22 protein-coding genes and 1 tRNA gene are annotated in these 26,304 nt (G+C 40.2%); 4 read left to right on the forward strand and 19 right to left on the reverse strand.

All coding sequences use genetic code 11. The features are described from left to right. Positions 1-37 precede the first annotated feature (37 nt). Positions 38-901: an AraC family transcriptional regulator gene (locus tag GVK91_RS24290; RefSeq protein WP_153845146.1), complete on the forward strand. Its 864-nt coding sequence runs from the start codon at positions 38-40 to the stop codon at positions 899-901. Here the strand turns inward: GVK91_RS24290 and GVK91_RS24295 are convergent. From GVK91_RS24295 to GVK91_RS24330, 8 genes are all read right to left on the reverse strand, one after another. Beyond that, positions 890-1,861, reverse strand: coding sequence for an NAD(P)H-quinone oxidoreductase (locus GVK91_RS24295; protein WP_317164643.1), 972 nt, complete (start codon positions 1,859-1,861; stop codon positions 890-892). The two genes, GVK91_RS24290 and GVK91_RS24295, sit on opposite strands and share 12 nt — an antisense overlap. Next, positions 1,858-4,536 carry a TonB-dependent receptor gene (locus GVK91_RS24300; protein ID WP_227550117.1) on the reverse strand — a complete coding sequence of 893 codons (2,679 nt, stop codon included), beginning with the start codon at positions 4,534-4,536 and terminating at the stop codon, positions 1,858-1,860. The genes GVK91_RS24295 and GVK91_RS24300 overlap by 4 nt, the downstream gene beginning before the upstream one ends. Before the next feature lie 223 nt (positions 4,537-4,759). Beyond that, positions 4,760-5,287 carry a ferritin gene (locus GVK91_RS24305; protein ID WP_075993930.1) on the reverse strand — a complete coding sequence of 176 codons (528 nt, stop codon included), beginning with the start codon at positions 5,285-5,287 and terminating at the stop codon, positions 4,760-4,762. A gap of 373 nt (positions 5,288-5,660) precedes the next feature. Beyond that, positions 5,661-6,053 (reverse strand): DUF6686 family protein, encoded by a 393-nt coding sequence (locus GVK91_RS24310; protein ID WP_235032986.1) that lies wholly within the window; start codon positions 6,051-6,053, stop codon positions 5,661-5,663. 245 nt (positions 6,054-6,298) lie between these two features. Further along, complete coding sequence (gene raiA / locus GVK91_RS24315) at positions 6,299-6,661, reverse strand: ribosome-associated translation inhibitor RaiA (protein WP_153845144.1); 363 nt, start codon at positions 6,659-6,661, stop codon at positions 6,299-6,301. 14 nt (positions 6,662-6,675) lie between these two features. After that, complete coding sequence (locus tag GVK91_RS24320) at positions 6,676-7,557, reverse strand: tyrosine-type recombinase/integrase (protein WP_153845143.1); 882 nt, start codon at positions 7,555-7,557, stop codon at positions 6,676-6,678. Between the two features lie 101 nt (positions 7,558-7,658). Next, positions 7,659-7,853 carry a 30S ribosomal protein S21 gene (gene rpsU / locus GVK91_RS24325; protein ID WP_046672133.1) on the reverse strand — a complete coding sequence of 65 codons (195 nt, stop codon included), beginning with the start codon at positions 7,851-7,853 and terminating at the stop codon, positions 7,659-7,661. A gap of 90 nt (positions 7,854-7,943) precedes the next feature. After that, on the reverse strand, positions 7,944-8,576 hold the full coding sequence (locus GVK91_RS24330) for an HAD family phosphatase (protein WP_194932844.1): 633 nt from the start codon (positions 8,574-8,576) through the stop codon (positions 7,944-7,946). Between the two features lie 89 nt (positions 8,577-8,665). Here GVK91_RS24330 and GVK91_RS24335 point away from each other — a divergent pair. Next, a tRNA-Ile gene (locus tag GVK91_RS24335) sits at positions 8,666-8,739 on the forward strand. A gap of 54 nt (positions 8,740-8,793) precedes the next feature. Here GVK91_RS24335 and GVK91_RS24340 read toward each other — a convergent pair. The 8 genes from GVK91_RS24340 to GVK91_RS24375 all read right to left on the reverse strand — a co-directional run bounded on the left by GVK91_RS24340 (position 8,794) and on the right by GVK91_RS24375 (position 19,077). Then, positions 8,794-11,214, reverse strand: coding sequence for an outer membrane beta-barrel protein (locus GVK91_RS24340; RefSeq protein ID WP_159731735.1), 2,421 nt, complete (start codon positions 11,212-11,214; stop codon positions 8,794-8,796). A 232-nt stretch (positions 11,215-11,446) separates the two neighbouring features. Continuing rightward, positions 11,447-15,091 (reverse strand): M1 family aminopeptidase, encoded by a 3,645-nt coding sequence (locus GVK91_RS24345; protein WP_159731737.1) that lies wholly within the window; start codon positions 15,089-15,091, stop codon positions 11,447-11,449. Next, positions 15,084-15,968, reverse strand: coding sequence for an ABC transporter ATP-binding protein (locus GVK91_RS24350; RefSeq protein WP_159731739.1), 885 nt, complete (start codon positions 15,966-15,968; stop codon positions 15,084-15,086). Before GVK91_RS24350 ends, GVK91_RS24345 begins: the two co-directional genes overlap by 8 nt. 197 nt (positions 15,969-16,165) lie before the next feature. Then, positions 16,166-17,134, reverse strand: coding sequence for a dimethylarginine dimethylaminohydrolase family protein (locus tag GVK91_RS24355; protein ID WP_159731741.1), 969 nt, complete (start codon positions 17,132-17,134; stop codon positions 16,166-16,168). Positions 17,135-17,200: 66 nt separating this feature from the next. After that, positions 17,201-17,602, reverse strand: a complete 402-nt coding sequence (locus GVK91_RS24360; RefSeq protein WP_182330823.1) for a glyoxalase/bleomycin resistance/extradiol dioxygenase family protein — start codon at positions 17,600-17,602, stop codon at positions 17,201-17,203. Positions 17,603-17,611: 9 nt separating this feature from the next. After that, positions 17,612-18,061: an SRPBCC family protein gene (locus GVK91_RS24365; protein ID WP_145330116.1), complete on the reverse strand. Its 450-nt coding sequence runs from the start codon at positions 18,059-18,061 to the stop codon at positions 17,612-17,614. A 108-nt stretch (positions 18,062-18,169) separates the two neighbouring features. Beyond that, positions 18,170-18,592, reverse strand: coding sequence for a DoxX family protein (locus GVK91_RS24370; protein ID WP_145330114.1), 423 nt, complete (start codon positions 18,590-18,592; stop codon positions 18,170-18,172). 62 nt (positions 18,593-18,654) lie between these two features. After that, complete coding sequence (locus tag GVK91_RS24375; RefSeq protein WP_159731743.1) at positions 18,655-19,077, reverse strand: SRPBCC family protein; 423 nt, start codon at positions 19,075-19,077, stop codon at positions 18,655-18,657. Between the two features lie 135 nt (positions 19,078-19,212). On the opposite strand from GVK91_RS24375, the gene GVK91_RS24380 reads away from it, so the two are divergent. After that, complete coding sequence (locus GVK91_RS24380; protein WP_088162733.1) at positions 19,213-20,202, forward strand: GlxA family transcriptional regulator; 990 nt, start codon at positions 19,213-19,215, stop codon at positions 20,200-20,202. A gap of 62 nt (positions 20,203-20,264) precedes the next feature. On the opposite strand, the gene GVK91_RS24385 is transcribed toward GVK91_RS24380, so the two are convergent. From GVK91_RS24385 to GVK91_RS24395, 3 genes are all read right to left on the reverse strand, one after another. Further along, positions 20,265-22,019 (reverse strand): DUF885 domain-containing protein, encoded by a 1,755-nt coding sequence (locus GVK91_RS24385; protein WP_159731745.1) that lies wholly within the window; start codon positions 22,017-22,019, stop codon positions 20,265-20,267. Positions 22,020-22,087: 68 nt separating this feature from the next. Further along, positions 22,088-24,787, reverse strand: coding sequence for a magnesium-translocating P-type ATPase (gene mgtA, locus GVK91_RS24390; protein WP_159731747.1), 2,700 nt, complete (start codon positions 24,785-24,787; stop codon positions 22,088-22,090). A gap of 73 nt (positions 24,788-24,860) precedes the next feature. Next, positions 24,861-25,565, reverse strand: a complete 705-nt coding sequence (locus GVK91_RS24395) for an MgtC/SapB family protein (protein WP_153845134.1) — start codon at positions 25,563-25,565, stop codon at positions 24,861-24,863. A gap of 224 nt (positions 25,566-25,789) precedes the next feature. Between GVK91_RS24395 and GVK91_RS24400 the strand changes: the two genes are divergently transcribed. Next, positions 25,790-26,266: a carboxymuconolactone decarboxylase family protein gene (locus GVK91_RS24400; RefSeq protein WP_153845133.1), complete on the forward strand. Its 477-nt coding sequence runs from the start codon at positions 25,790-25,792 to the stop codon at positions 26,264-26,266. Positions 26,267-26,304: the final 38 nt, after the last annotated feature.

The raw sequence follows: 26,304 nt of genomic DNA on the forward strand, positions 1-26,304 counted from the left end.
CTGAATTATGTAACTTTACTGCATATATTTCATAATTATGAAAGCACAGCTGCTTCATTTAAATAGCAATCTTGAGCATTCGTTCAACGCGAGAAGAGACGATACGCCCCAGTACCATAATCTTTGGCATTACCATGAAGAATTGGAATTAATTTATTTTGCCAAAGGCTCAGGTACCCAATTTATTGGCGATAGCGTCCGGCGCTTTGAATCAGGCGATATTACCCTTGTTGGTTCAAACCTGCCTCACTATTGGTTATTTGACGAAATTTATCTTCAAGAGGAAGAAGCAGAAAGTGCAGATATTCGTGTTCTTCATTTTAAAGAAAACTTTTGGGGAAATGATTTCATTAATTTACCTGAAAATAAATCCATCAAAGACCTTATACGTTTATCCAAAAGAGGCATTTCATTATTGGAGAGCAGCCGACTAAAAACTGTGCAATTAATTGACGCTATCTTGGCAGCAACAGGTACCACACGTATTATTCATTTATTAGAAATCTTACAATTTATTTCGGCCGAAGAACAACATGACCTGTTAACAAGCCCCACTTTTACCATCCAGCTGCAAGATCAGGACGCCAACCGAATGCAGATTGCCATGCAATATATCGGTGAAAATTATCGCGACCAGATACGACTGCAGGAACTTGCTTCCCTAACGGGAATGACCCCCAATTCGTTCTGCCGTTATTTCAAATCACAAATCGGAAAAACACTCTTTCAGTTTCTGATCGAAATGCGCGTGAAGACAGCCTGCAATTTATTAATAGAAAACAAACAGACGGTGAAGCAGATCTGCTTTGAGTCAGGTTTTCAAAACTTTTCGAGTTTCCATAAATACTTCAAAAATGTAACTGGCACTACACCGCTCAGCTTTCAGCGATCAAAAACTTAAAACGATTTTACCCAATAAGCTTGAATCTTCCATCAATCGATGGGCTTCAGCAGCTTCCGCAAAAGGAAGCACACGGTATAAAGTAGGCTTGAAATCGCCAGCGCTAAGCTTCGGCCATACTTGAGACCAGATATCATCCCGTAGCACTTGCTTAAATTCACGGTCTCTCGCCCGCAGCGTACTTCCCGTTAGAACAATCCGTTTCTGCATTAATTTGAGCAAGTTTAACTCGACTTTTGCGCTTTCCATCGCATTAATGTAGACCAACCGGCCATCAGGATTCAATAGATTGATATTTTTCTCAAAATATGATCCGCCAATACTATCTAAAATAACATCAACCCCCAAAGGCTTCAGCACCTCCAGAAAATCCTCCGTTTTATAATTTATTGTTTTGCTGGCTCCCAATGATTTACAAAAGCTAGCCTTTTCAGATGAGCTGACTGTCGTATATACTATCGCACCAAACAAGGTCGCTAACTGAATGGCCGTACTGCCAATCCCACCAGCACCACCGTGCACCAAAAAATGATCGTCGGCCTGCAACTTTCCCCTTCGAAAGACATTGTCCCAGACCGTAAAAACGGTCTCGGGCAGCGAGGCTGCCTCCGCAAAACCCAAATGGTCGGGAATAGGTAAACAATGTCCCTGATAGACTTTCGCATAGGAAGCATAGCCTCCACCGGCAACAAGTGCACATACACGATCACCAATAGCCCAATCGACCACATCCTTCCCTTTAGCGACTACAATCCCTGCTATTTCCAATCCCGGTATTCGCGCATCCACACCGGCTGGTGCCGGATAGTTGCCTTTACGCTGAAAGACATCAGGTCTATTTACTCCCGCAGCCTTTACTTCCACCAAAACTTCAAGTTCACCGATCTGCGGCATCTCTACATCGCGGACTTCCAAAACTTCCGGTCCACCCGGTTCAGTAATAATTACGGCTTTCATCATGATTTTTTTGGGTATTTCTGTAATCTTATATTGAGCGAAAGCATAAAATAACGAGCCAAACGATTGTTCCGAACATCTAAAATATCATTTCCCACCACGGCACGTGAAATACCAGTATTCTGATTCATCAGATCGAATCCCTGAAATCTCAACATACCCAAGTTATTCCTTCCAAAAGTATATTCCATATACGCATTGATTATCGTCGGATTAATATTGTTCCATGAGCTCGAATAACCCGCATTAAATTTTTGAGAAAGCTCAAGGCCCATGGTAAAATGTTTCCCTAAATAAGCTTTAGATCCCAAACCAACAATCCCGGAATGCGCCGTGATATTATCTTGTACAGGCCAGTCAAATGTCGCCCTGTTTAAAGAATAGTTTCCATTTAATTCGGCTTCAAAGATATCACTCCAGGTATAGCGGAATTGAAGAGCCTGTGTAAACAAAAAGTGTCCACCAAAGCTCTTTTTATCATTGACATAGGAAATATTGTTGTAATAATCTGCATTACCATTCAAGCTCATCTGCAAATTATCCGACAATAAAGAAGCTGTAAACAAATAATAGCTCTTAATATCATAATAACCTTCTGTATTGCGATAGGTCGTTTTCTGTATCGTTGAATTGGGTTCAATTGTCCGGTTTGCTACAATCTTGTCATTTACCAAGTTAAAAGCCAGACTGGCTTCTAAATATTGCCCCCTTCGTGTGATGGACTTCCGATACTTTGAAACAATACTATGTGCAAATTCGGATTTCAAATCCTTATTTCCGATCACAATATTTTGTGTGTTGGTATTATCCACCACAGGCTGTATCTGATAGAAGCTAGGCTGGTTATTACGTCCATAATAGTCCATGGAAAGGTCCTCTTCTTTGGTAAACTTCCATTTCAATCCAGCAGAAGGTACGAGGTTAACATTTGAATAGGAGGTTTTTATCAGTTTGTCCGTTGAGCTTCCCGTTAATTCGGAAGGCTGAACAGCAAAACCGAAGTTCACTTTCACTTTCTCGCTTAAATCTTGCCGGTAAATCATGCCGACTTTATTGCTAGCAAAGGAATAGTCGTACTTCAAACTAAGGGAGTCTACCAGTATGGGGCCGTTGTTAAAATTATTGTTATTATCAAAAGTGGAGCGGCGAGCATCAATTTTGGTATAGTCGAAATCGTAATTGATCTCCAAGGTACCACCTAAATCAACGGGCTCCACCAACGACAACCGACTTTGGATATTTTTATTCTCATTGCTGGAACGGACCATTTGATTCAGATAAGTCTCTGTTATTTTTGGCACGTTCGTGCTGCTGTCGATCGCTCTATTAAAATCGCGTACTTCCTCATCTTTATCCAGGGAATTAAAATCCGTATGCAATGTATAAAGTACTTTCCGCCCCGGTTTAGTAAAACTTCGCACGTAAAAAAGATCTAAAGCCGCTGCAGGACTTTCTGTACTATTGGCCGCGCCATAGTTTCCCGTACTACTCAACCGATTATTTTGGATCCTTCTATCTTTTAACGTATTGCTGGTCGAATTGGTCCAAGATAGTTTAGGCGATATTTTAAGCTGATCTTTGGGCGACAGCTTCATATCAAAATCCCAGTCCATTTTATGTATACGATCGATTGATTTTATCTTGTAGTCTTCATAATTACTAATCAAATTATTCGCTGCTTTGCCGTATCCATATATCGATTGTAATAAGGAATTTCCCTGGATATAATTATTGCGCTGCGTAAAGGAATACTTACCGCTTGCTGTTACCGTTTTAGAAAGCGGACTAGAGAAACTCCCCCCGACAGATCCGATTTTATTGACCCCATCCGTTGGATCCGCAAAGTCGGCTAGCTCGCCCATTTCCCGTTCCCGCTCCCCTCCATTGGGAGAGCCGAAAGAAAAGAGATTGGTATTCGTATTATTCACCGATGCGATAACAGAGTACTCTTTACCGTCATTGAAACGATTCAGTCCAGCACTCCCCAAATAACGATCTACCGAACCACCGCCAAGCGTGGCTTGACCAAAAGTAATTTTCTTCTTATCATCTTTGAGCACGATATTCAGGACTTTTTCGGATTCAGTACTTTTAATTCCTTTTGCCGTCGCCTCATCACCATAAAAATCAATAACCTGTACACTTTTCACAAAATCTGCAGGAAGGTTACGTGTAGCGGTGAGCACATCGCCACCAAAAAATTTTTTTCCATCCACCTTAACAGAGGATATGGGCTTACCGAAGGCATAGACAGAACCATCACGGGACACCTGTATATTGGGCAATGCTTTAAGAGCCTCTTCTAAGAGTGCCCGACGATCAAATTGGAAGGCATCCAGGTTAAATTGAACAGTATCCTGCTTATATACAATGGGTTTATATTTTAGTACAACAACTTCTTTTAAAAGAGATACATGGGGAAACATGGTCAATTTTCCAACATCCAATTTAGCTGTCGTGCTATTGTACAAGGGATAACTGCGCTCCAATATACTTAAGCCCAGCTGGCTACAGCTAATACGAATATCATTACCGAGTACACGACTAAAATGAAAATAACCTGTTGCGGAAGTGGATGAGAACAAGGTATCGCGAGAACTCGTCAGATGAACACTGACGCCATTTAAGGGCCTTCCTGCAGTATCTACAACAATTCCATAAACTTCTTTTTTTGACACCTGCCCTAAAGCGCTTTTGGGTAAAAAAAACAAGTTCGTTATAGCTAAAAAAAGTACTAACCGGATAATATTCCCGCCCCTTAGTTCCATCAAATAGACTTTGCAATAATACAATTCAATATAAGAATTCTTAAGCTATTAACGTAAAAAGTTGTGATTTTGTATATAAAAAAACGAGCTGTTTTCTCAACAGCTCGTTTTTTACACTATTTTTTACAATTTATTATTCACCCGCAAAGGCAACCTTAACGAGGTGTTTGTCAATTTCCCAACGACCAGTACCGTCTTCGCCAATTACATCGAACAACTCAAGGATACGTCTTGCAACAAACTCCTCTTCTACTTGCTCTTCCAAGAACCATTGTACAAAATTAAAAGTAACATAATCCTTCGCTTTAGCACATTTATCGGCGATGTTGTTGAACTGTTCAGTAACAAACATCTCTTGTTCCAATGTTTGTTCAAAAACGCCACGGAACGATTCAAAATCTTGAGGGATACCTGTAACTTCCGGAGAAATTGCACGACCACCGCGGTTGTTGATATAATTGAAAAGCTTCAACATGTGCTCGCGCTCTTCGTTGGATTGTTTCGCAAAAAATTCTGAAGCATTTTCCAAACCTTGATCATCACACCATGAAGACATTGCCAAATATAACGCTGAAGAATGAGCTTCAACTTTAATCTGTGCATTCAATATATTTTCGATCTCTTCTTTCAAAGAAGATTTTAATTTCAATAAATCTTTCATATTTACCTTAAGTTTAATTTCTAAAACATCAACAGGTGAAACACATTATCACCTGATTACATTACAAAGATACAGTAGATCTTCAAAATCTGTATCAAGAATATGCAATACAAATTCAGTCTAAATTAGACATGGAAACCGCAACTTGTTTAGAATCAATACAATTACAAATACGTAATATTGATACTTTCAATAAGCGATAAATTAAAACAATAAGTGGCTTAAAGGCCTAAAAATCATTGAATATCAATAAAACCAGAGGACGGCCTCGTTGACACTTATTTAAATTAAAATTAAATAAGGTCTTTCCAAACAAAAAGCGGTGTACACCATAGATGTACACCGCTCTTTCAATTCGTTTATATGTATAGCCTTATGCAAAAACTGCAAATGGCGAAACCTGCAAACAAGTTCTGACGACGCTATTCAATTCCATCATAAATTTAGCGCCATCTAACAATTCGCGCAATTGAAGGACATCCTCTACAGCTAAGATGAAACATCTTTCCGTACGGAAAGGCATAATGATTTCAAAATCCGATGAACGTGTTGTATCGTGAAGCATGTGCTCAACATCAATCCCATCGATACGTTTCTTAAACTTCAAAAAATCCGATACCGAGAAAGAGGTGGTTTCATTATTATATTCCAACCAGAAACAATTTTTGCGGCTACATTGATAGACTGTACCTGCTGTGGTTGAAAAAACTTCCTCAACATTTGCTAACGGACAAACCAATTCTGACATTTCTATTTCCCTTATCATTTAAATCGATCAAAAATAAATATTATTTATAATCAATCCAAGTAAAACAGAAGATTATTTTGATTTAATATAAATAAGCCTTTCAACGAGTCGTGCGAAATGAATTTATTATGATTGGTAGACACCATTAGCGCTGAAAACTCACCGAAGTTTCCTTTTGGTCAATAACAAGAGCCAGTTACAAAAAAAAAGAGGCCAGTTGTTATAACTGACCTCCTATATTTACATCTATATTTTAATAGTTATTAATCGTATTCTTCTTCCTCTTCTTCTTCCTCTACGGCAAGAACTTCATTACGTCCATTGACAACTGTATTTTTCGTCTTTGTTTTATGTTTGTTAATCTGCCTACGCAAGGATTCTACAGCAATATCTGTCGCCTCCTCAAAACTCTTCGCTTGCCCTTTCGCAAAAAGCTGGCTTCCGGGGATATTCAATTTAATTTCTGAAATTTTATTTGCCTCATCATCGACATTTTCCAATCGCAGGTAGCATTCGCCACCAATGATGGAATCCAAAAACTGTTCCAATTTTCCTGTTTTCTTTTTGATAAACTCGATTAGCTTTTGATCAGCAGTAAATCGAATGGATTGCACAGTAATGTTCATTTTTCCTCCTTTTTTTAAGCTTTTGGATGAGCTTGTTTATAAATTGACTTCAATCGTTCTGCTGAGTTATGCGTGTACACTTGTGTTGCCGCAAGCCCTGCATGCCCCAGCAGCTCTTTAATTGCATTTAAATCCGCCCCATTGTCCAACAGGGCCGTTGCGAAAGTATGTCTCAAAATATGAGGACTTCTCTTACCCTGAGTAGAAATCAGCGTCAATTGCCGATGTACAATATCATAGATCAGCTTGGCATATGCCGGCTTTCCTTCTTTCGTAACGATTAGTAAGCTGTTATTAGTATCAACAAATTGCGTCGCCTTTTGTTGCAAATAGTTTTTCAATTCTTTCAATAAAAGATTATTGATCGGAACCAAGCGTTCTTTGTTCCTTTTACCTAATATAAGAATATTTTTATTAAAAAAATCGATATCCCTCTCCTTAATTTTCAACAATTCGGCCAAGCGAATCCCGGTACCGAACAACAATTCCATAACCATATAATCGCGACAGGATTCAAATCCATCCTGCTCCTGTCCCATCTGATCCAATAAACGCACCAGCTTTTCCTTTTCAACGACTACAGGTAATTTTTTAGCAGTTTTTAACGCTTTAATGAGCGTCATGGGATTTTTCGCGATACACTCTTCTCTTTGCAAAAATTTAAAATAAGTCCGCATTGAAGACATACTCCGGTTAACTGAACTTGCATTTTTTCCAGACTCTACCATTTGTGCGAAATAATGGCGTAAATCACGGTATACAATATCCGGCACAGTCAGTCCCTCACGACCCAAAAAAGACTGGAACATCTCCAGCTCATGCTTATAGGCAATAACCGTATGTTCTGAATACCTTTTTTCAATCTGCAAAAACCGAATAAACTCCTTTTCCAACATATTTTCCCTCGCTATATAGCTTAAATTACAAACTTAAAAGCACAAAAAAAAGGGAAAAGCAATGCTTTTCCCTTTATATTTTAAAATTATCAGCGAATCAATTAGTTAGCTACATCTTGATTCAAAGATTGTTTGTAAATCGCTTTTTTCACTTGAATGCGACGAGTTACAGATCTCTTTTCGTAAGCTTGACGTGAACGTAACTCTCTTAAAACTCCAGTTTTCTCGAATTTCTTTTTGAAACGTTTCAATGCTCTATCTAAAGATTCTCCTTCTTTTACATTTACGATAATCATGCGTTATATATACCTCCTTTCGCCGCTTTTAAATTTAAAGTGGGACAAAGGTAAGCTATTTATTTTTAAAAAGGAAAACAAAATTATTTTTTATAACAATTCGAATTCTTCCAATAAAGCTCGCAACGGTTTCTCCTTGGTACACAACGCCGTATGCCAGCCCAATTGTTTTGCTGTCGCCAGATGTTGAGGACTATCATCAATAAATAAAGTCTCCGCGGGATCCAATTGTTGTTCTTGCATGACCAATTCAAAAATCTCCGCATCTGGTTTGCGCATCCCTACTAAATGGGAGTAATAGGTTTTTTCAAAAAAACCTTCATTGTCGGCAACACCATACTTCTCATGAATATCATTCATACAATAGGCATAATGAATTGCATTGTTGTTACTTAACAAAAAGGTACGGTATTGATCTTTCAACTGGACTAAAATCTCATGATTACCCTGTGGTACACCGATCAGTAAACTGTTCCAGGCCGTATCAATCTGGGCGTCCGTCAGTGCTGGATTTTGGGTTAATTCTCTTATCCCCTCACGAAATTGCGTCGAATCAATTTTTCCTTTATCAAAATTATCAAAAAGTGAACTTTGACCATGATGTCCAAATACGGCATCAACATTTTCTATACCTAACTGAGTAAAAGCATCTTTCAATTTTACAAAGTCGATCATAAAGATCACATTCCCATAATCAAGAACAATATTTTTAATTTTTTCCATCGAATTATTTTGAAATATCGATACAAATATCGATAATTGCATCGTCAAAACGGCACAACGGCTGTTTAAATTGACAAAACAAAAGACCTGCTCCTATAGCTCAGTCGGTTAGAGTAGAAGACTCATAATCTTTTGGTCCCTGGTTCGAGCCCAGGTGGGAGCACAGAACAAAAAAGTCGCTTTTCTATATAGAAAAGCGACTTTTTTGTTTAATCCCCTAATGCACCCGTCCGCGCTCCTCTTCGTTGCCAGACGTTCTGGAACTGCTATTCTCCTTTCCCTTGCCGAAACGGTATCCAATACTCAATTGCCAATATCGGATAATCTGAAAGTTTGTAAAAGTCTGTTTAATATCATTTACGGTATAAGCATACGCCATTGCACTACTTCTAAAAGCATCATTGAGATTTAATGCCATATCCCACTTTTTATTGGCCGTAGTAGCCTTTATACCCAAATCCAATTTATAATAACGCATTGTTTTTCCGATATGGTCAATTTCCGGAAACTGATACCAAAAATTGATGGCCGCACCAACCGTCTTACTTCGATTCAAGTATATGGTATTGGTATTAGATACATAGGCGGCAAGAGCGCTCACATTTTTTATATAAGCTAAAGACGAGTTAGCTGTTGTGTGATATATACTCATTAACAAATTTGTCTCCCAATAAGCAGTCGGTCTGAATGATATTGCTTCGGTAATCCCCAATCGCGTGCTTGTCAGAAAATTAATCGGTTTCGTGTAAACCAAATTCGTATCAGGATGAACGACTGTGACATTCATAAATCCATTTTCGGTTCGATTGGCAAAAAAACTGGTTCGGAAAATCGATTTATAGACATGCGTTAATTCCCCATTAAACGTGTATTCAGGTTGTAAGTAAGGATTTCCTTCACCGTAGCTATATGCCGTATATAAGGATTTAAATGGATTCAAATTCCAAAATGAAGGTCTATTAATACGTCTACCGACAGTAAAAGAAAAGCTGTTTTCAGGATTTGCAGTATAAGTCACCAATACTGTCGGGAAAAGCTTAACATAATTTTTATCAGTCTGCCTATCCAAGGTATAGGAATACCCTTTTGTTTGTGTAAGTTCGGCTCTTAAGCCCAATTGCACTTTCCATTTGTCCATGTTTTTGCTCATAAGACCATAAAAGGCCTGCGTATTCTCCCGATAGTCAAATTCATTGCTGAGATCGGTATTATAAACCAGTCCATTGTCCGTTTTATTGTAATAGAAAGCATTACCGTACTCCTTAATAAAACTCAACTTGCTCCCAAAACTGAGCGTTGCAAACGGCGTAGGCCAGTCTACGTTGGCTCTGAATGTGTAGATTTTAATATTCTGTTTATTTTGATCAAAATAAGCAACCTTACTTGCAGGTTTATAATTTCCATTACCATCGAAAGCATTACTTTCAAAATCCGACACATCATTCCGATAGTAGTTCAAAAAATCAGCATTCAATAAAAGCTGTCGCCCCATGGTATCCAATTTAATATCTGCATACGTATTGAGCGAAGCTGGTAACGCCACAGGATGATAATGTGCTTTTGTTGTTAACAGAGAATCAAGAGCCCCGCTTTTGTTATAGATTGGATTACGCACATTATCTCCGCCGTCATACCGGTCGCGTCCACCCGAATAAGATGCTCCAACCGTAACGGAAGAGTTAACCTTATAGTCAATTCCAAGCAGTGCGGTGGTGGCATTGTGGTTATAGGCACCGGTATCGAGCTGTTGCCAATGTTGTCGCGGATAATAGATATCAAATTGAAATCCTTCCAAAACGCGTCCCCGGGTATGGTTAACGCTTCCGTAAAAGGACCATTTCTTCCAGTTGTAAGCTAAATTGGCGCTTACACTAACATCTCCAAAAGTCTTCATCCCAGAAATAGTAGACTCCCCGGGAACGTAATATTTTGAAGCAAGCTGAATATTTCCTGAATAACCTTCCGTTTTATGCTGCTTGGTGATAATATTGATCAACCCTGCGTTGCCGTCTACTTCATACTGAGCAGATGGTTGAGCAATATACTCGATCTTTGAAATCTGATTTGCCGCATATGTTTTCAAATAGTTTATAAGCTCCTCCCCCTGCAATTGGACAAGACGATTATTGATCATAATCCTCGTAATTCCTTTGCCTACAACGGTTATTTCATTACTAATAACTCTTACGCCCGATAATTGAGAAACAGCGTGTAAAGCATCACCCCCCGTTGCCGTAATACTACTTCCTATATTATAGACTACCTTTTCTGTCGATCGCTCAACCAACGCTTCGCTTCCTGTCACGTTGGCCTCTGCCAGACGTCTTTCATCGGCTTTGAGACGAACGACAATAGCTGTATCACCATGAATGGCATACTGTGCATAGTAGGGCTCATACCCCACTCCCGTAACGGTCACCGTATATTGTCCTTTTCCCAAATGCGCAAATTGAAAAGTTCCATTGCTGTCAGACTGCATCGCGACCTTTAATTCCCCCTCGAGTCTTTTTAAAATCACAGTTGCGGACGGCACGACATTCTGTGAAGTATTTTCAACTCTCCCGGAAATCTTGGACTGTGCTGACGCTGTCCCGATAGACAACAATAGAATAGCAAAAACAATTCGTATGACAAGCATGGTTTATTTGGTAAAGGTTTTATTTAATGATATATTTCAATTGTATATACAAACCAACAAATGTATTATTTTTCGGCAAATTCAAGGTCTTATTTTATCAATGAAAATCATAATGCTGCCACTTCAAAACACAAGACTTCTGTTCAACTCCTACTATTTTATGCTCGCACAAGAGCGGAATCTATAAAAAATCCCCATCGCATGATGGGGATTTTTTTATGCCGGGCTCTCCTTATATTTCCTTTCGATTATCGTCCGATTCAATATCGATCAATTTATTGTAAGGATCTATACCTACCTGTTCGGGTTTTTGATCAACAACTAACGTCATCGTATTGTTGATTCGATCGATTTTATGCTTTTTTAGATAAAGCTCCTGACGTTTATTACCGTCTTTGCTTTTCTTATCCGAGAAAACACCTACCTCGATATAGTCTGCCAATGGCAATGATTTCAGGGTCACACGATCTGATTTCTTAAAGGACAGCGGCTGTCCACCTTTGTCATTGTAACTCTTTTTCCCATTGCCATCTACGCGGTACTTGGAAACTTCAAATTGGATATCAACCTGGTAATTACCATTCTTAAGTTTTTTAGAACTTACTTTTTCTATTTTATTGTTATACAGGGTGATCGTTTCAAACATATCTTTAATCAGGTAACGTAATGAGTCAGGAGTCGCCTGTCTAAAACTATCTACAAACTCTGATGAAGTTGTATACGGTGGGTTTTGAAACGCTTTACGTTGTAAATAAGATTGGGCTGTCCTGTTAAAAAGATCCTCCCCCAGATAATCGCTCAAGGCATAAAGTACCAGGGATCCCTTTTGGTAATGGATATACATTTGATTTTCATTATACATCAACGGCTTTTCACCTAGCTTTTCGGCACTTCGTCCCTGTAAATAGCCATCGAGCGCATCTTTGAGAAACTTACGCATCTGCCCTTTGCCATATCTTTTTTCCAAAACCTTGAGCGATGAATATTCAGACATACTTTCGGACATCAATGTAGCCCCCTGCACATTGGCTCCTACCACTTGATGTGCCCACCACTGATGTGCAATCTCATGGGCTGTTACCGCGTAGGGATAATCTACCGCATCTTCCTTCTTCTCATTGACATCAGCAATAAAACCGATCGCTTCGGAAAAAGGAATTGTATTTGCAAAGGACTGCGCGAAAGTTCCCGCTGTACGCGGAAATTCAATAATACGCAATTGTCTATGCGGGTAAGCACTGTATTCTTTCGTATAGTAAGCCAAAGAAGCCTTACTGGAAGCCATCATCCGATCGAGGTTATAGGTATGTCCTTTATGGTAATAAATCTCCAAATTTACCCCGTTCCACTTATCTTTTTTGACTTCATATTCGGCCGAATTAAAAGCAAAAAAGTTCAGGATTTCCGAATCCATTTTATATTGATAGTACTTACGACCATCTTTTTCCCATTGTTTTGTGAGATAGCCCGGAGCAATAGCCAACTGATTCTTGGCCGTACTTACTGTAGCTTCAAAACGGATCCAATCGGCATCGTTGGATATATAGTTATTCTGCAGAGCCCTTTTGTCAGTCTGCGGAGCCATTCTATCGCGATACGGAAGTCCATACTTTTTGCGGACATCATTATCTACCAACTCGCCCCGGTCAAGATAGCCTATATTCGGAAAAAGCATATTGTTGATAAATGTACCATTGCCCTTCACAGGCGATTTTTCATTTATCCAGGTATTGGCGGGACTAACAGTACTAAATTTCAACACAATAGAATCGCCCGGAGCCATAGGCTTCTCGAGTTTATAAATGTTGAAATTATATTTATCGTCGGCAGAGATCAGCTTATTCGGCACACTTAAAGAAAATGTATAATCGTAATTATTGTAATTGACAAAAATAGAATCAATAGGCGTATTGGTCTTATTTTTCAATACATAGTCCGCATGCGCTTTAAAACTTCGCGTATCGGGAAAAATATCCAGATTAAACTTAATATCCACAACACGGGGCTGCGGCCTGTACTGATATTTCTTATATTTTTTTTCCCATTCAACAGCCTGTTTTTCGTGATCCAAACTGGTATAATATGGATTTTTAATGTGGTTTTCGTAATATATTGCAGCACCGATGCCAATAAAGCCCACAATGGCAAAAATGAGCATTGCCGTTGTTACCGGCCCTAAATTCGCCTTAAAAATACTCCATCGCTCCCGAACTCCCGAAAAACCGCCCCTTCGCCATAACAGCAGGGCGATAACGGCAAAAAACACCGCAAAAAGCAGCCAATAGACCCGATACGTTAAAAATGGAAGAACATAGCCGAATCCATCCATATCCGAGTAATCCAGATCTGGCCCCTGGTTAAACTGATAGATCTCCTGTTCTACACCGACCATGGATAAAAATGGTAATCCAATAAAGAGGGTCAATAACACAAAAAATCCAGCCAGGTAATTTTTGAAAAGCGTATGTACAAAAAGTGAAATAAACAGCCAAACCAAATTTGACAGCATACTATACACCATCAGATGCATCACATATTGTCCAATTTCAAAATTATAATAGTGATGGTACACCTGGAAGCCCATGCAGGTCGCAATCACAACGGCTAGCAAAGTCAATTGCATCAAAAGAATTGCGATAATCTTCGATCCCATAAAAGCCCAGTTGGGCGTCGCTGTTGTATCTAACAATCCCCCCATCCGCGTAATGCTTCCGCGGTGGACAAGAAGTCCTGTAAAAAGAAACGTCAGGATCAGCAGGAAAAACTTAAATGTAGTCCCCGGGATCATCAGCATTTTCCAGGTCACCGGATAAGTCGACGTTCCGAATATCGAGCCAATGGTGCTTGCCATCAAGATAATAAACAATACCCCTACTAAAGTCAATATTAAAAACACCGGATTTTTGACGATATAGCGATAGTCGTATCGCGCCATTGTCCATGTTGTTTTCAAATAATGAAAGGTCGAAAAATCATAGTTTACTTTAGGTAGATTGATTTTAAAGATACTATCAAAGTTATTTTTGGTTAAACGGACTCCTTTTTTCGATGATTTAAAGGAAATCGAATGTTGTGAAAAAGAAAACAACATATAAAACCCGCCAATGAATAAGGCTGCGACAGCGAGCCATATTAACCGGTTATAAATAACAGCTCCGGTAAAGGGAAGATTGTTGACATTCTTCTCATCTGGAGACCAGTATTGGGTATAGTATGAGATGGCACTATCACCAAAAGGATCTATCAATGCCCCCACAAAACGATTGTCCATGTTGTTCGCCAAATTCTGAACCAGCACCTGAAGAATAATAAGGATCAACACCGCGACAAAACCAACGTATACGTTTCGTGTCAATGTTACCAGCACAAAGATAATTGCACTAAAAATAATGAGATTCGGGATAACCTGTACAAGATAGGTCTGTAAATACGCCCAAACATGAATCGGCCCCAATAAGGATTGATTGATGCCCGGCACAAATTGTGCGACGATAATCCCCAAGGTTGAAGCAAATACAATAACCAATACAACAGCTACTGATCCAAAGAATTTACCGAGTAGATAGTCCGTTTTTGAGAAAGGGTAACTGAAAAGTATCGTATGCACCTGGTATTGAAAATCCCGGTAGACGCAGGCTCCAACGATGGACGGTATCAAAAAATAGATAATAGTCGACATGCCATTAACCATGCCATTAATCGCCCAAGGAGAATTCATAATGGTATTGGACGAAGTCGTTGCCGTTATACCATCAAAAATACCGAGCGAAGACAGCATAATGAACAACGAAAGCGCAAAGAAGAGTGCCATATAGATGTAGACGGCAGAACTTTTAAACCAACGCGCAAACTCAAAATGGAAGATGGCTTTAAACATGGCGTTGATCATTTTTTAGCGCTACAAAATAGACATCCTCCAATTGGCCTTGAGCGTTCACAAATGATTCATCAGGACGCGCATCGCTGTACACCCGAATATTGAGTGTGTTGTCCTGATTGTAATTGGTTGAAATAACGTTGTATTTTTGTGTATACTCATCCAGTTGATCCCGACTGATGATACGTACCCAGATCTTACCATCCAATTGATCGATGGATTCTTTAGGAGTGCCTCTCAAAAGAATCTTTCCCCCATTCAGAATGGCCAACTCATGACACAGTTCACGCACATCATCCACAATATGTGTAGAAAAAATGACGGTATGATCTGTACCTATCTCCCGTAGAACGTTCAAAAAACGATGTCTTTCCGCGGGGTCAAGCCCTGCAGTCGGTTCATCTACAATGATTAACTTGGGATCATTCAGCAACAATTGCGCAATACCAAAACGTTGCTTCATCCCGCCCGAGTAACCACTTACGCTTTTATTGCGCACGTCCCAAAGATTGGTTACCTCAAGAACACGATTGATAATGGCATCCCGATCGGCTTTCGATTTAATTCCTTTAAGCTTTGCAAAATATTGCAGCAGATCTGATGCAGAGAGATTGGGATAAACACCAAATTCCTGTGGCAAATAACCCAAAACTTTCCGCAAATCGAGCTGATTTTTGAGTACATCAATATCACCAAAAGTAATACGGCCACTGTCGGGTTTCTGAAGTGTCGCAATTGTCCGCATTAAAGAAGACTTACCTGCTCCATTGGGTCCCAACAAGCCAAACATCCCAGGCTTAATTTCTAAGTTTACACTGTCTAAAGCTTTCACCCCATTAGAATAGGTCTTACTAAGGGTTTCTATGGATAAATTCATAATTTATTTTAACTGTTAATAATATGTTAGTATACCAAAACAATGATATGTTACATCAAGATAGTAAAAGTTAAAAACAAACGAAAATGAAAGGCTTCCAATAGACACATCTGCAGGCAAAAAAACTGTTTTTGCTTTTGGACAAATACCCTAAAAAGATGAGTCTCCAAGCGGCTCAGATAGCATTAAAAGATCTACTAAAAACTTCGCAATAATGGCTGTGTACTACATCGAAAGGATCCGCCAAAACTACGGCTGATCTGGAAATCAACGTATTCAACATGGACACCACAAGCGGAGAGCTTATCTCCAATATAGCCAAACACAGGATCTGTCACATAGACTGTCGGATTAATAGGTAGACCATTCGTTGCTAGCAAGCTCGCCTCATTCAAATTGACCACAATTTTGTCCCATGTTTTCAGTTTTTGGGGTATCCCATAGGGTAGCGCTTCCTCACAAACGATCATCAATCCTTCGCGGATCAGTCCTAGTGCACAGTCCAAATGAAGTATATTAGGATGAAGTTTCACTTCTTCAACCTGATAACCATAAGGCTGTAATAGTTTAGAGAGCCACTTAATCCCAAGGCTGTTTGAAGAAAGCCCAGAGTTGCCGACAAAAATATGTTTACCGTATACCAGGATGTCGCCTCCTTCTAGAAAAGGGCCATGCCATAAGGCCAATTCCTCCTGCTCCGCCATGGCGGGTCTTGGCGCTGCCACATAAAGGCAGTCACTTTGATAAACTTCACGTTCCAACAGATCGCGAATGGGCCATATTTCATTGCGCCGCTGCATAAAACGGATTGACCCCTCAATAACGGCATTTCCGATGGTGAAAAATGGGTCACGGACAAAGAAATTAGAATAACCGTGTTCTCCTCCGGACACTTTTTCAAGTGTTGTTAGGTTACGTGGCCGCAACACTTCAACGCCATATTTCTCCAACAGCAAAGCAAAATTATGGCGCTCTTGTTCCCATGCCTTTTGCAATTCGGGATACACTTCTCCAAAATCTTTTCCGGCATTGGCATCGTCACCCTCCAGCGCAGTGGAAGATAAAAACCGAAGATCTTCAACCTTCATCATTTCCGGAAAGCCAAATTCAGAAACCGTAAGAATAACTTTCTTTAAAGGGGCAAACTCATTTTCTACAAAGATCATAGCACTGATTTTAAGTCCAATTTGCTTTTTTTTATCAAAAAAAACAAATGTATAGGAAAGCGGAATCTAAATTCCCAGAACCCAGCGCACATTGAACAAATCAGTTACTTCAATAAATTTCTGCTGCTTATCAAAATCTATTCTTCTTTTTTGTTGGGATGTAAGTCTTTCAATCAATTCCCCACGCTCGGAAATATCCCGACAGGGCAAAAACACAGCGACGTAGTTTCCCACTCTCCGCCCCTCGTTGTGCACCAAATCAGAGCCGTAAATTGCGATACGCCCGGAAATAAGAGTGGCACTCACTACAGGCATTTCAGCACAGCCCTGCAAGGGTTCGTCGAACATATCAAAATGTAACGTTCCCCCAAAACAGGTCTGATAAAACGTAAGTGCCGCTCTACAATTTCCTGAGAATGTAATGAAAATTCCGCTTTGCAAGCGTTCCATTGGCTGAACTAACATCATATCAATTGGCTATGCATCCGGTATTTCAGGCTCTACAAGTTTTCTCATTTTTTCCAACGACTCTTGCCATCCAAGGTAGCACATCTCGGCAGGAATAACCTCAGGAATTCCAGTCTGTTCAATCTTAAGCTCTGTACCACAGATCACTTTACGCAAGGAAACAGTCGTAGTCATTTCACCCGGTAAATTGGGATCATCAAATCGATCCACGTACTTGATAAAGGTATCTTGTTCAATCTCAAGGTACTCACCACCAAAAGAATGGCTATGACCGGTACTAAAATTAATGAAAGTCATTTTGAAACTTCCGCCTACTTTAAAATCCATTTGCTGTACTGTACAGACAAAACCATAAGGAGGCAGCCAGCTGGCATGTGCTATCGGATCTGCGAAAGCACGGAACACCTTTTCAGGACTCGCCTGAATAATTCGATGTAATGAAATATGATTCGTTTTCATATCTATATTGTTTATAAGTGAATAACCATTGCTTATTTTTTGTTTTTACTCGCTATCAGTACATTCTTTCAGTACATTCTTTCAGTCCAATACAATCCGGTAAACTTGCTACACTACTGAAGTCTGATGATATGCTCCTGTACCAGCTGTCTCTTTGTTGCTTAAACGAGTAATCTTGGCCTGATAGAAATAAGAAACAGCAAGTATCCCCAATACTAAAATGGGCATCACCATAAATGCTGCATTTTTGTCAACACATGCGTGACTAATAAAAGCAAATATTAAATTGAATGTCAATCCAGCATAGGCCCATTCTTTTAATTTGGTCGGAACCTGCGGTACTGCAATTGCGATAACGCCCAACAGCTTACAGATAATTAAAGCATAGGCAAAATAGTCGGGATATCCCAATGGTTTTGTACCTGCATTGATATATTGCGGCGCAAATAACAGTGTTCCAAGTGGCATCAGTCCTTCCCAGAGAACTATAAATACCGTTGCTATCCAAAAAGCAATCTTGTTCTTTTTCATTGTATAAGTCGTTTGTATAAATGTATAATTTCAGTGATGATCAGCCTTGAACCCAAGAATTACTAATTCGCAGATTCTACATAGTTTACGAAGTTATTTAGAATAGCCTGCCAGCCCGATTTTTGGAATTCAGGATCATTTTCCTGTTCCGCATCAAAAACTGTAATCACACTGGTTTTCCCTTCCACTTCCGAAAAAAGCATATTTACAGTTCTTCCATCAGCCATGGTATATGCAATTTCCTTGTATAAATTTACCGTATGGTAGGTTCCTTCGAAGTCAAATCCGAAGCTTCCATCTTTTGCCTCCATTCTATTTTTAAAAGTACCATCCACGCGAAGATCATTTTCACTGCTTGGGCAGTGCCAGCTCGGGTCTGCCGAGTTCCATCGCATAATATCCGTTGGACTGTTCCATAATTTCCATACTTTTTCTACAGGAGCATTAATCGTTGCTTCAACTGTAATTTTTGTCTGTCTTTCCATTGTTTTTCTATTGTTTATATTGATATAACAAAGATGCAAAGGATCACAACATTGCGGCTGTTGCAAAGACGACAACTTTAGGGGTAGATTACGACAAAAACTATTTGTACCTTTATATCATAAACCAAAAATGATATGCAAATCTCTGTTTTTGTTCCCGAATACGGCACTATCGAAGGTATTACCCCTGCGTTCAGAACCTTTCATACGGCCAATGAATTTCTAACGGCCTTTGGAAAACAGCCTATTTTTGAAGTCGAATATGTAGGTTTAACGACTTACGTTCCGGCCAATAGTGGGGAGTATACCATCAAGACAAACCGGCTACTACAGGACGTTCAGAAAACAGATCTGCTTATTATACCGCCTATTTTTGGCAACATAGAAAAAGGAATACGCGATAATGCCGAAGCGATCCCTTATTTCACAAAACTGTACCACAAAGGGGCTAGTCTTGCCAGTCTATGCGTGGGTGCTTTCCTGCTCGCTGAGACAGGTCTTTTAGATGGAAAAAAATGTTCGACACACTGGGCACATATTGAAGAGTTCAAGGAAAAATACCCTCACATTGAAATTGAGGATGGCGCTGTGATCACTGAACATGAAAACATCTACAGCAGTGGTGGCGCGAGCAGCTTATGGAATCTGATACTCTATTTAGTGGAAAAGTATTCCGACAGGGAAACAGCCGTACTCATAGCCAAATATTTTGCACTGGATATCAGCCGGGATAATCAATCGCAATTCGCCATATTCAGAGGTCAACGTAATCATGCTGATCTGGATATCCAACAAGCTCAAGACTATATCGAGAAGAAGTACGAGGAGAAAATTACAGTCGAAGAACTGGCCAATCATGTCAATATTGGGCGGCGAACATTTGAACGGAGATTCAAAGAAGCAACCAACAACACGCCTGTCGAATACCTCCAACGCGTACGCATCGAAGCTGCAAAAAAATTCTTCGAAGCATCACGAAAAAACGTTTCTGAGGTGATGTTTGATGTAGGCTATACCGATACAAAAGCCTTTCGGGATATTTTTCGAAAAATTACAGGCCTTACACCAATAGATTATCGAAACAAATTTGCCAAGGTAACTGCTGATGTCGCCATTGAGCAATAAACTATGATAAACAATAAAGCCACTCCTCTGAGTGGCTTTATCATTGCTCGAATTCCTTATAATTATTTTAACATCATTTCCCGAATATATTTCACGGGTGAATTACCAAAACTCAGGAATTTTTCATTGAACGCCTTCAAATTAAACTGTTTCCCTTCTTTTTGTTTTACAGCTTCCCTAAGGTCATAAATTTCTTTATATCCCGTAAAGTAAGACGTCAGCTGCACACTGCTCACAGACACACGTTTCCATTTACCGGCTGCTTCGGCCTGTTGTTGAAACGCTTCATCAACCAACAAATGCATAGCGTCTTTTTCACTCATATTTTTCACATGGATGCTATAATCGAGTATAGCATTGCACACGGTACGCAGATGCCATTTGTACCACATCAACCACATTTCAGGAGCATTGTCACCGTAACCGTTTTCGAGCATCATTTGTTCGGTATAGACAGCCCAGCCCTCAATCATTGCACCATTACCTAAAATACTCTTGATGAGACTCGGCGATTGGTTTGCATACACCAATTGGGTATAATGGCCCGGAATAGCTTCGTGGATATTGAGTATTTGCAAGATATAATGGTTATACTCCCGGAGGTAACTCTCCGTTGCCTCTTTGGTCCAGCCTGTTAGACTGCCCACATTGTAATAGGTATTCCCACCTTTATCGTATGGACCAGGTGCACTGATTGAAGCTCCCGCAACACCAGCCATATAAGCAGGCTCTTTGCGCACCACAAGCGGCTTGCTATCATCGATGTACAATAAATCCTTTTGTTTGACAAACGCTACCAGCTTAGGTATCTGTGCTTCGATAGCGGATTGAAACTCTTCTGCTTTAACATGTTTGACAGACAGGGTGTCGATCATTTTTCGAATGACAAGCAAACTATCTGACGGCAAGGATGATTTTCCAAAATATTTAGGCCACAGCTCTTTACTGATTTTATACATCTCTCCGTGTAAATAGCTTTTTCTTGCTAGAGCGGCCTGATAAATCTGTTCGGCCGTTGAACCCGATTGGATATCGAAATCAAATTTCTTGTCGTAAAGTTCTTTTCCTAATCTAAAACTTCGCGGAGAAGGATTCGGTGTCACTTTTAAAAATTGAACATATCCGTTGATCGCCGCAATAGCTTGTTGCGAAGCCTTCTGGATGGCATCCTTTTCTGAAGCCGGCAGATCGGATTTTTTTAGTGAATCCCGCAAATCGCTTTCAAAAACAGATAAACCGCCCAAATTCTGTTGAATTGCCAAATCGGTCAATACCAAGGCCGGATTTTTAAGCTGTCCTTTCGCGGCCTCATAGTAGGCCGGAATCTTCATCAAACGTTGATAAATAGCTTTAAGTCGGGTCGATAATGGTGCATAATTCTCGGCTAGCATAAAAGCGATCGTCCCCCCAACATTGTACGAAGAAGGATTCCACTCATACGCGCGCTCTTTCTCAATAGACCAAACATTGGATTCAAGATAGTTTTGAATCAGATGATAATCTGTTTGCTGAGAAAGATTCAAGGTGCTCAGATCAAAACTTTTGAGGCTGTCCAAATGTCTTTTCGAAAACTCCAGACGTAGTTTTCGCGTATTGGCATCCGGAATTGTCAACAAGGAATCATACTGATGGACCCCTACTTGGGTAGCCCATTCCGGATTTTCTTTCCAAAGCTGCTGAATAAAACGGTCTTCATACGATTTAAATTTTTCATTCACAGCAGTATCAGCAGCAGATTGTCTGTTATGAGTTCCCGATCCACAGGAAGCCATCAGGCCCAATCCAGCGATAGCAAGGGTATATGTTATAAGTTTCATTGGAGTAATTTGTCTAAAATTAACATTATTGTTGATGAATTTCAGCATTTTACTCCAATAATTTAAAACTATAACCAGGTATGAAATTTCTGGATAAACCAATTCTTGACCCACTGTGTAAGTAAACAATAGCAGACCAAAATGCCGATAAGCCATGGAAAATAAGTCAGAGGCAGTGCTTCCATTTTTAAGGCAGCGGCAAATGGCGTAAACGGCAAAACGACACCAATAATCATAATTAAACTCGTCAAGGCAACAACCGGTGCAGCAGCCCAGCTTTGAATAAAGGGTATTTTTTTGGTCCTTATCATATGGATAATTAATGTTTGTGAAAGCAATCCCTCTACAAACCAACCAGTCTGAAAGAGTGTTTGATCCGATACCGTATTGGCCTTGAACACGAAAAACAATACTGCAAAAGTGGCGAAATCAAACAATGAACTTATAGGGCCAATAAATAACATAAACTTGGAGACACTACCAGCGTCCCATTTCTTTGGCTCGACGATAAATTCCTCATCCATACTGTCCCAAGGAATAGATACCTGCGATATATCGTAGAGTAGATTTTGAATAAGCAGATGCACGGGTAACATCGGTAGAAAGGGAAGAAAAGCACTGGCCCCAAGCATACTGAACATATTGCCGAAATTGCTGCTTGCCGTCATCTTGATATATTTAATGATATTGCCAAAAGTTCGACGTCCATAAATAACCCCTTTGCGCAGCACCATGAGATCTTTTTCCAGCAGAATGATATCGGCACTTTCTTTGGTAATGTCAACAGCCGTATCCACACTGATACCCACATCCGCTTCCTTAAGTGCCGCTGCATCATTGATACCATCGCCCATAAATCCAACCGTATGTCCTTTATCCCGCAATGCTTTTACAACACGAACTTTTTGGAGAGGGCTCAACTTTGCAAATACCGATACCTCATCAACACATTGATTTAGCTCGGTATCCGGAATGCGATCTAACTCATTTCCATTGACAATCCGATCCACCGGAATGCCGACATCCATACAAATTTTGCGTGTGATAATCTCATTATCTCCAGTCAACACTTTGATCCCGATTCCCAATTTTTGTAAGGCTTCAATGGCCGGCTGTGAAGATGGTTTGGCCGGATCCAAAAAGCCGATGAAACCGGTTAAAGTTAACTTCTCTTCATCTGCAACAGCATAGGTCAAGGGGTGAGCACCGTCAAATTCGCGGATCGCAACCAATAAAACACGCAGCCCTTCCTCATTCATCTTTCTGGATGTTTTCAATACAATTTTACGCATCGTATCGTCCATCGGTACAGTACGGTCATTTTCGACATGCAGGCTACGGTCATCTCCCGGATCAAAAGCATGTGTACAAAGCTCAAGCATTTCCTCTACGGCCCCTTTACAGATCAACAGATGTTTACCATTATGCTGTTTGAGGACCACAGACATTCGTCGTCGCTGAAAATCAAATGGAATCTCGTCAATTTTCAGATATTGATCTTCCACTTTCAAGTAATCGTGCAATTCGGCATGTTCCAGCACAGCCTTATCCATCAAATTCTTGAGACCAGTCTGATGAAAACTATTGAGATAGGCCCATTTGAGCACCTCATCATCTTCGACCCCATACACATTAAGATGTTTTTCCATGACGATCTTGTCCAATGTCAATGTCCCTGTTTTGTCGGTGCACAGAATATCCATGGCACCTATATTCTGGATAGAATTTAACCGCTTGACGATGACTTTACGCTTGCTCATATTGACAGCACCCTTTGCCAGGTTAGCGGTTACAATCATGGGCAGCATTTCGGGGGTTAAACCTACAGCGACAGCAATGGCAAAAAGTAGCGCTTCCGTCCAGTTCCCTTTCATCAATCCATTGATCAAGAAAATCAGCGGAACCATGACCAGCATAAAACGGATCAATAAAAAACTCACCTTATTTATACCCTTATCAAAACTTGTTTCGGGACGTTCGCCGGTAATCGATTTGCTGATACTCCCAAAATAGGTGTAACTTCCTGTCGTTACAATCACGGCTGTCGCCGATCCACTAACAACATTGGTTCCCATAAAACAAATATTACAAAGTTCAATAGGTGATTTGTCCGCCGCATTCCGGATGGGCAAATAATTCTTCTCTACAGGAAGCGCCTCACCTGTCAACATGCTTTCGCTCACAAAAAGGTCTTTACTTTGAACGATACGGCAATCTGCAGGTATCATATCCCCGGCAGAAAGGTATACAATATCTCCCGGCACCAGTTCAACGATAGGAATCTCTCTTTTCCCTTTAAATTTCCGCAATACCGTCGCCGTAGTTTTGACCATACTTTTTAATTTTTCTGCAGCGGCATTACTTCGATACTCCTGTACAAAACGAAGCAGCGCACTGACCAAAATCATAATGGACACCACAACAACTGTTTTATAATCTCGTTCGCCAACCTCTGGAAGCCCTACATCGATGATAAAGGAAACAGTGGCAATCAATAACAGAATATATATAAAGGGGTTAGCAAAAGATTTCAATAGCTGCACATACCACTTTGGGGCCTTTTGATGTTTCACTTCATTTAATCCAAATTTCTGTTGACGTTCCTTAGCCATTTCGTCTGTAATCCCCTCTCTGCTCGTTTCTAACATCGCGCAGGCAAGTTTTTCATCCTGACTGGCCACCCCCTGCAACTTGGTCACGGTCCCCACATTCATTCCATTAGAACTGATCATATTGTGCAATTGATTCTTTGCTGTTTTATTGTTCATTTTAATCATAGCCCTATAGCCCCTTTCATGTTAATTTCCGTAAATCCCGTTCTTATTACAGATCCGATTCTTATTACAGATCCGACTCTGTACCTATAATTTCCCAGCTTATTTTTGTTACTCTTTCTTCGATGGTCAATCGGCTAGCCATCCGTTCGATAAGACTGTCTTGCTGACCGATAGCTCTAACGATGGCACTAATGACAACGCCATTTGTAGCGAGGGTATCGTCACTCGAAAGCGAAGTCAACAACAGTTTTTCGTTACTACTCAGCATCTGCATCAATAAAACACGAATATGATTTTCGATGTCTATCCCACAGCCTATGGTCAGTAGATATTCGGTCTGTGATGCTGCTGATTTATTAAAAGTCAAGAAGGCCATTTTCTGTCCGATTGGACGAAAGATCAGGTGTGTAAAAATAATAGCCAGCGCAACGACAAATGCTTGGGCATGCAAACCTAGACCGGAGAGCGCGCCTACTGCAGCCGAACACCAAATCGTCGCCGCCGTGTTTAGACCATGCACATTCAAACCGTCCTTCATAATCACACCAGCGCCAAGAAAACCAATTCCGCTGACCACATAAGAAGCAATCCGTCCGGTAGCATCACCGCCAATTTCTATGGAAAGCAGCACAAAAGCTGCTGCTCCCAACGAAACTAGGGTATTTGTCCGAAGCCCCGCATTTTTCTGGCGCCATTGGCGCTCTACTCCCACAGCAGCCCCCAAAAGTAATGCTACAAATAATCGTATGGCAAATTCAAAAACACTCATCTCTTTTTCCTCCTTTGCCTGCAAAGGTCCACATTCCTGCTCCTAGAATCCGTTAGAGATCTTTTAGAAAATTATTAGAATTTCATTAGAGAAATAATTAAATTAAACAATTGAAAAACAATGCTTTACAACTTAATTTAAAAATACACAGATCAACATGTCCAATTTCTTTAACTTCAAGCATTGTTGTGGTGTAAATCAGTTACACTAAAAACAATAAAAAAATGGAACAACGCATCAATTTTTTCGCAAAAGGGCAAAACGCCATGAAATCAATGTATGGAATAGGTACATATCTGAGCAAGTGTTCGATAGAACAAGAGCTTTTGCATCTTATTTATTTCCGTGTATCACAAATCAATGGCTGTGCGTATTGTCTGGATATGCATTCAAAAGATCTACTGGCGACGGGAGATCAACCACAACGATTGTTCTTATTGGATGCCTGGCGGGAAGCCCCCCTGTATAGCGAACGTGAACGTACTGCGCTGGAATGGGCCGAAGCCGTGACGAAAATTACGCATGGCGATGTGTCGGACGAGGTTTATACGAAAGCAACTGCTGTATTTTCGGAAGAAGAACTTATCGACCTGACCTTGGCCATTACAGCGATCAATTCGTATAACAGGATCAATATTTCCTTCCGCACACAAGCAGGAAGCTACAAAGTTGGGCAGCACAAAGTACAGCCAACCTCATAAACACGAGGTCGAAATTTATACGATAAATTAAACCATAA

Origin of the sequence: Sphingobacterium sp. 18053, assembly GCF_902706145.1 — a bacterium.
Classification (GTDB): Bacteria; Bacteroidota; Bacteroidia; order Sphingobacteriales; family Sphingobacteriaceae; genus Sphingobacterium; species Sphingobacterium paramultivorum.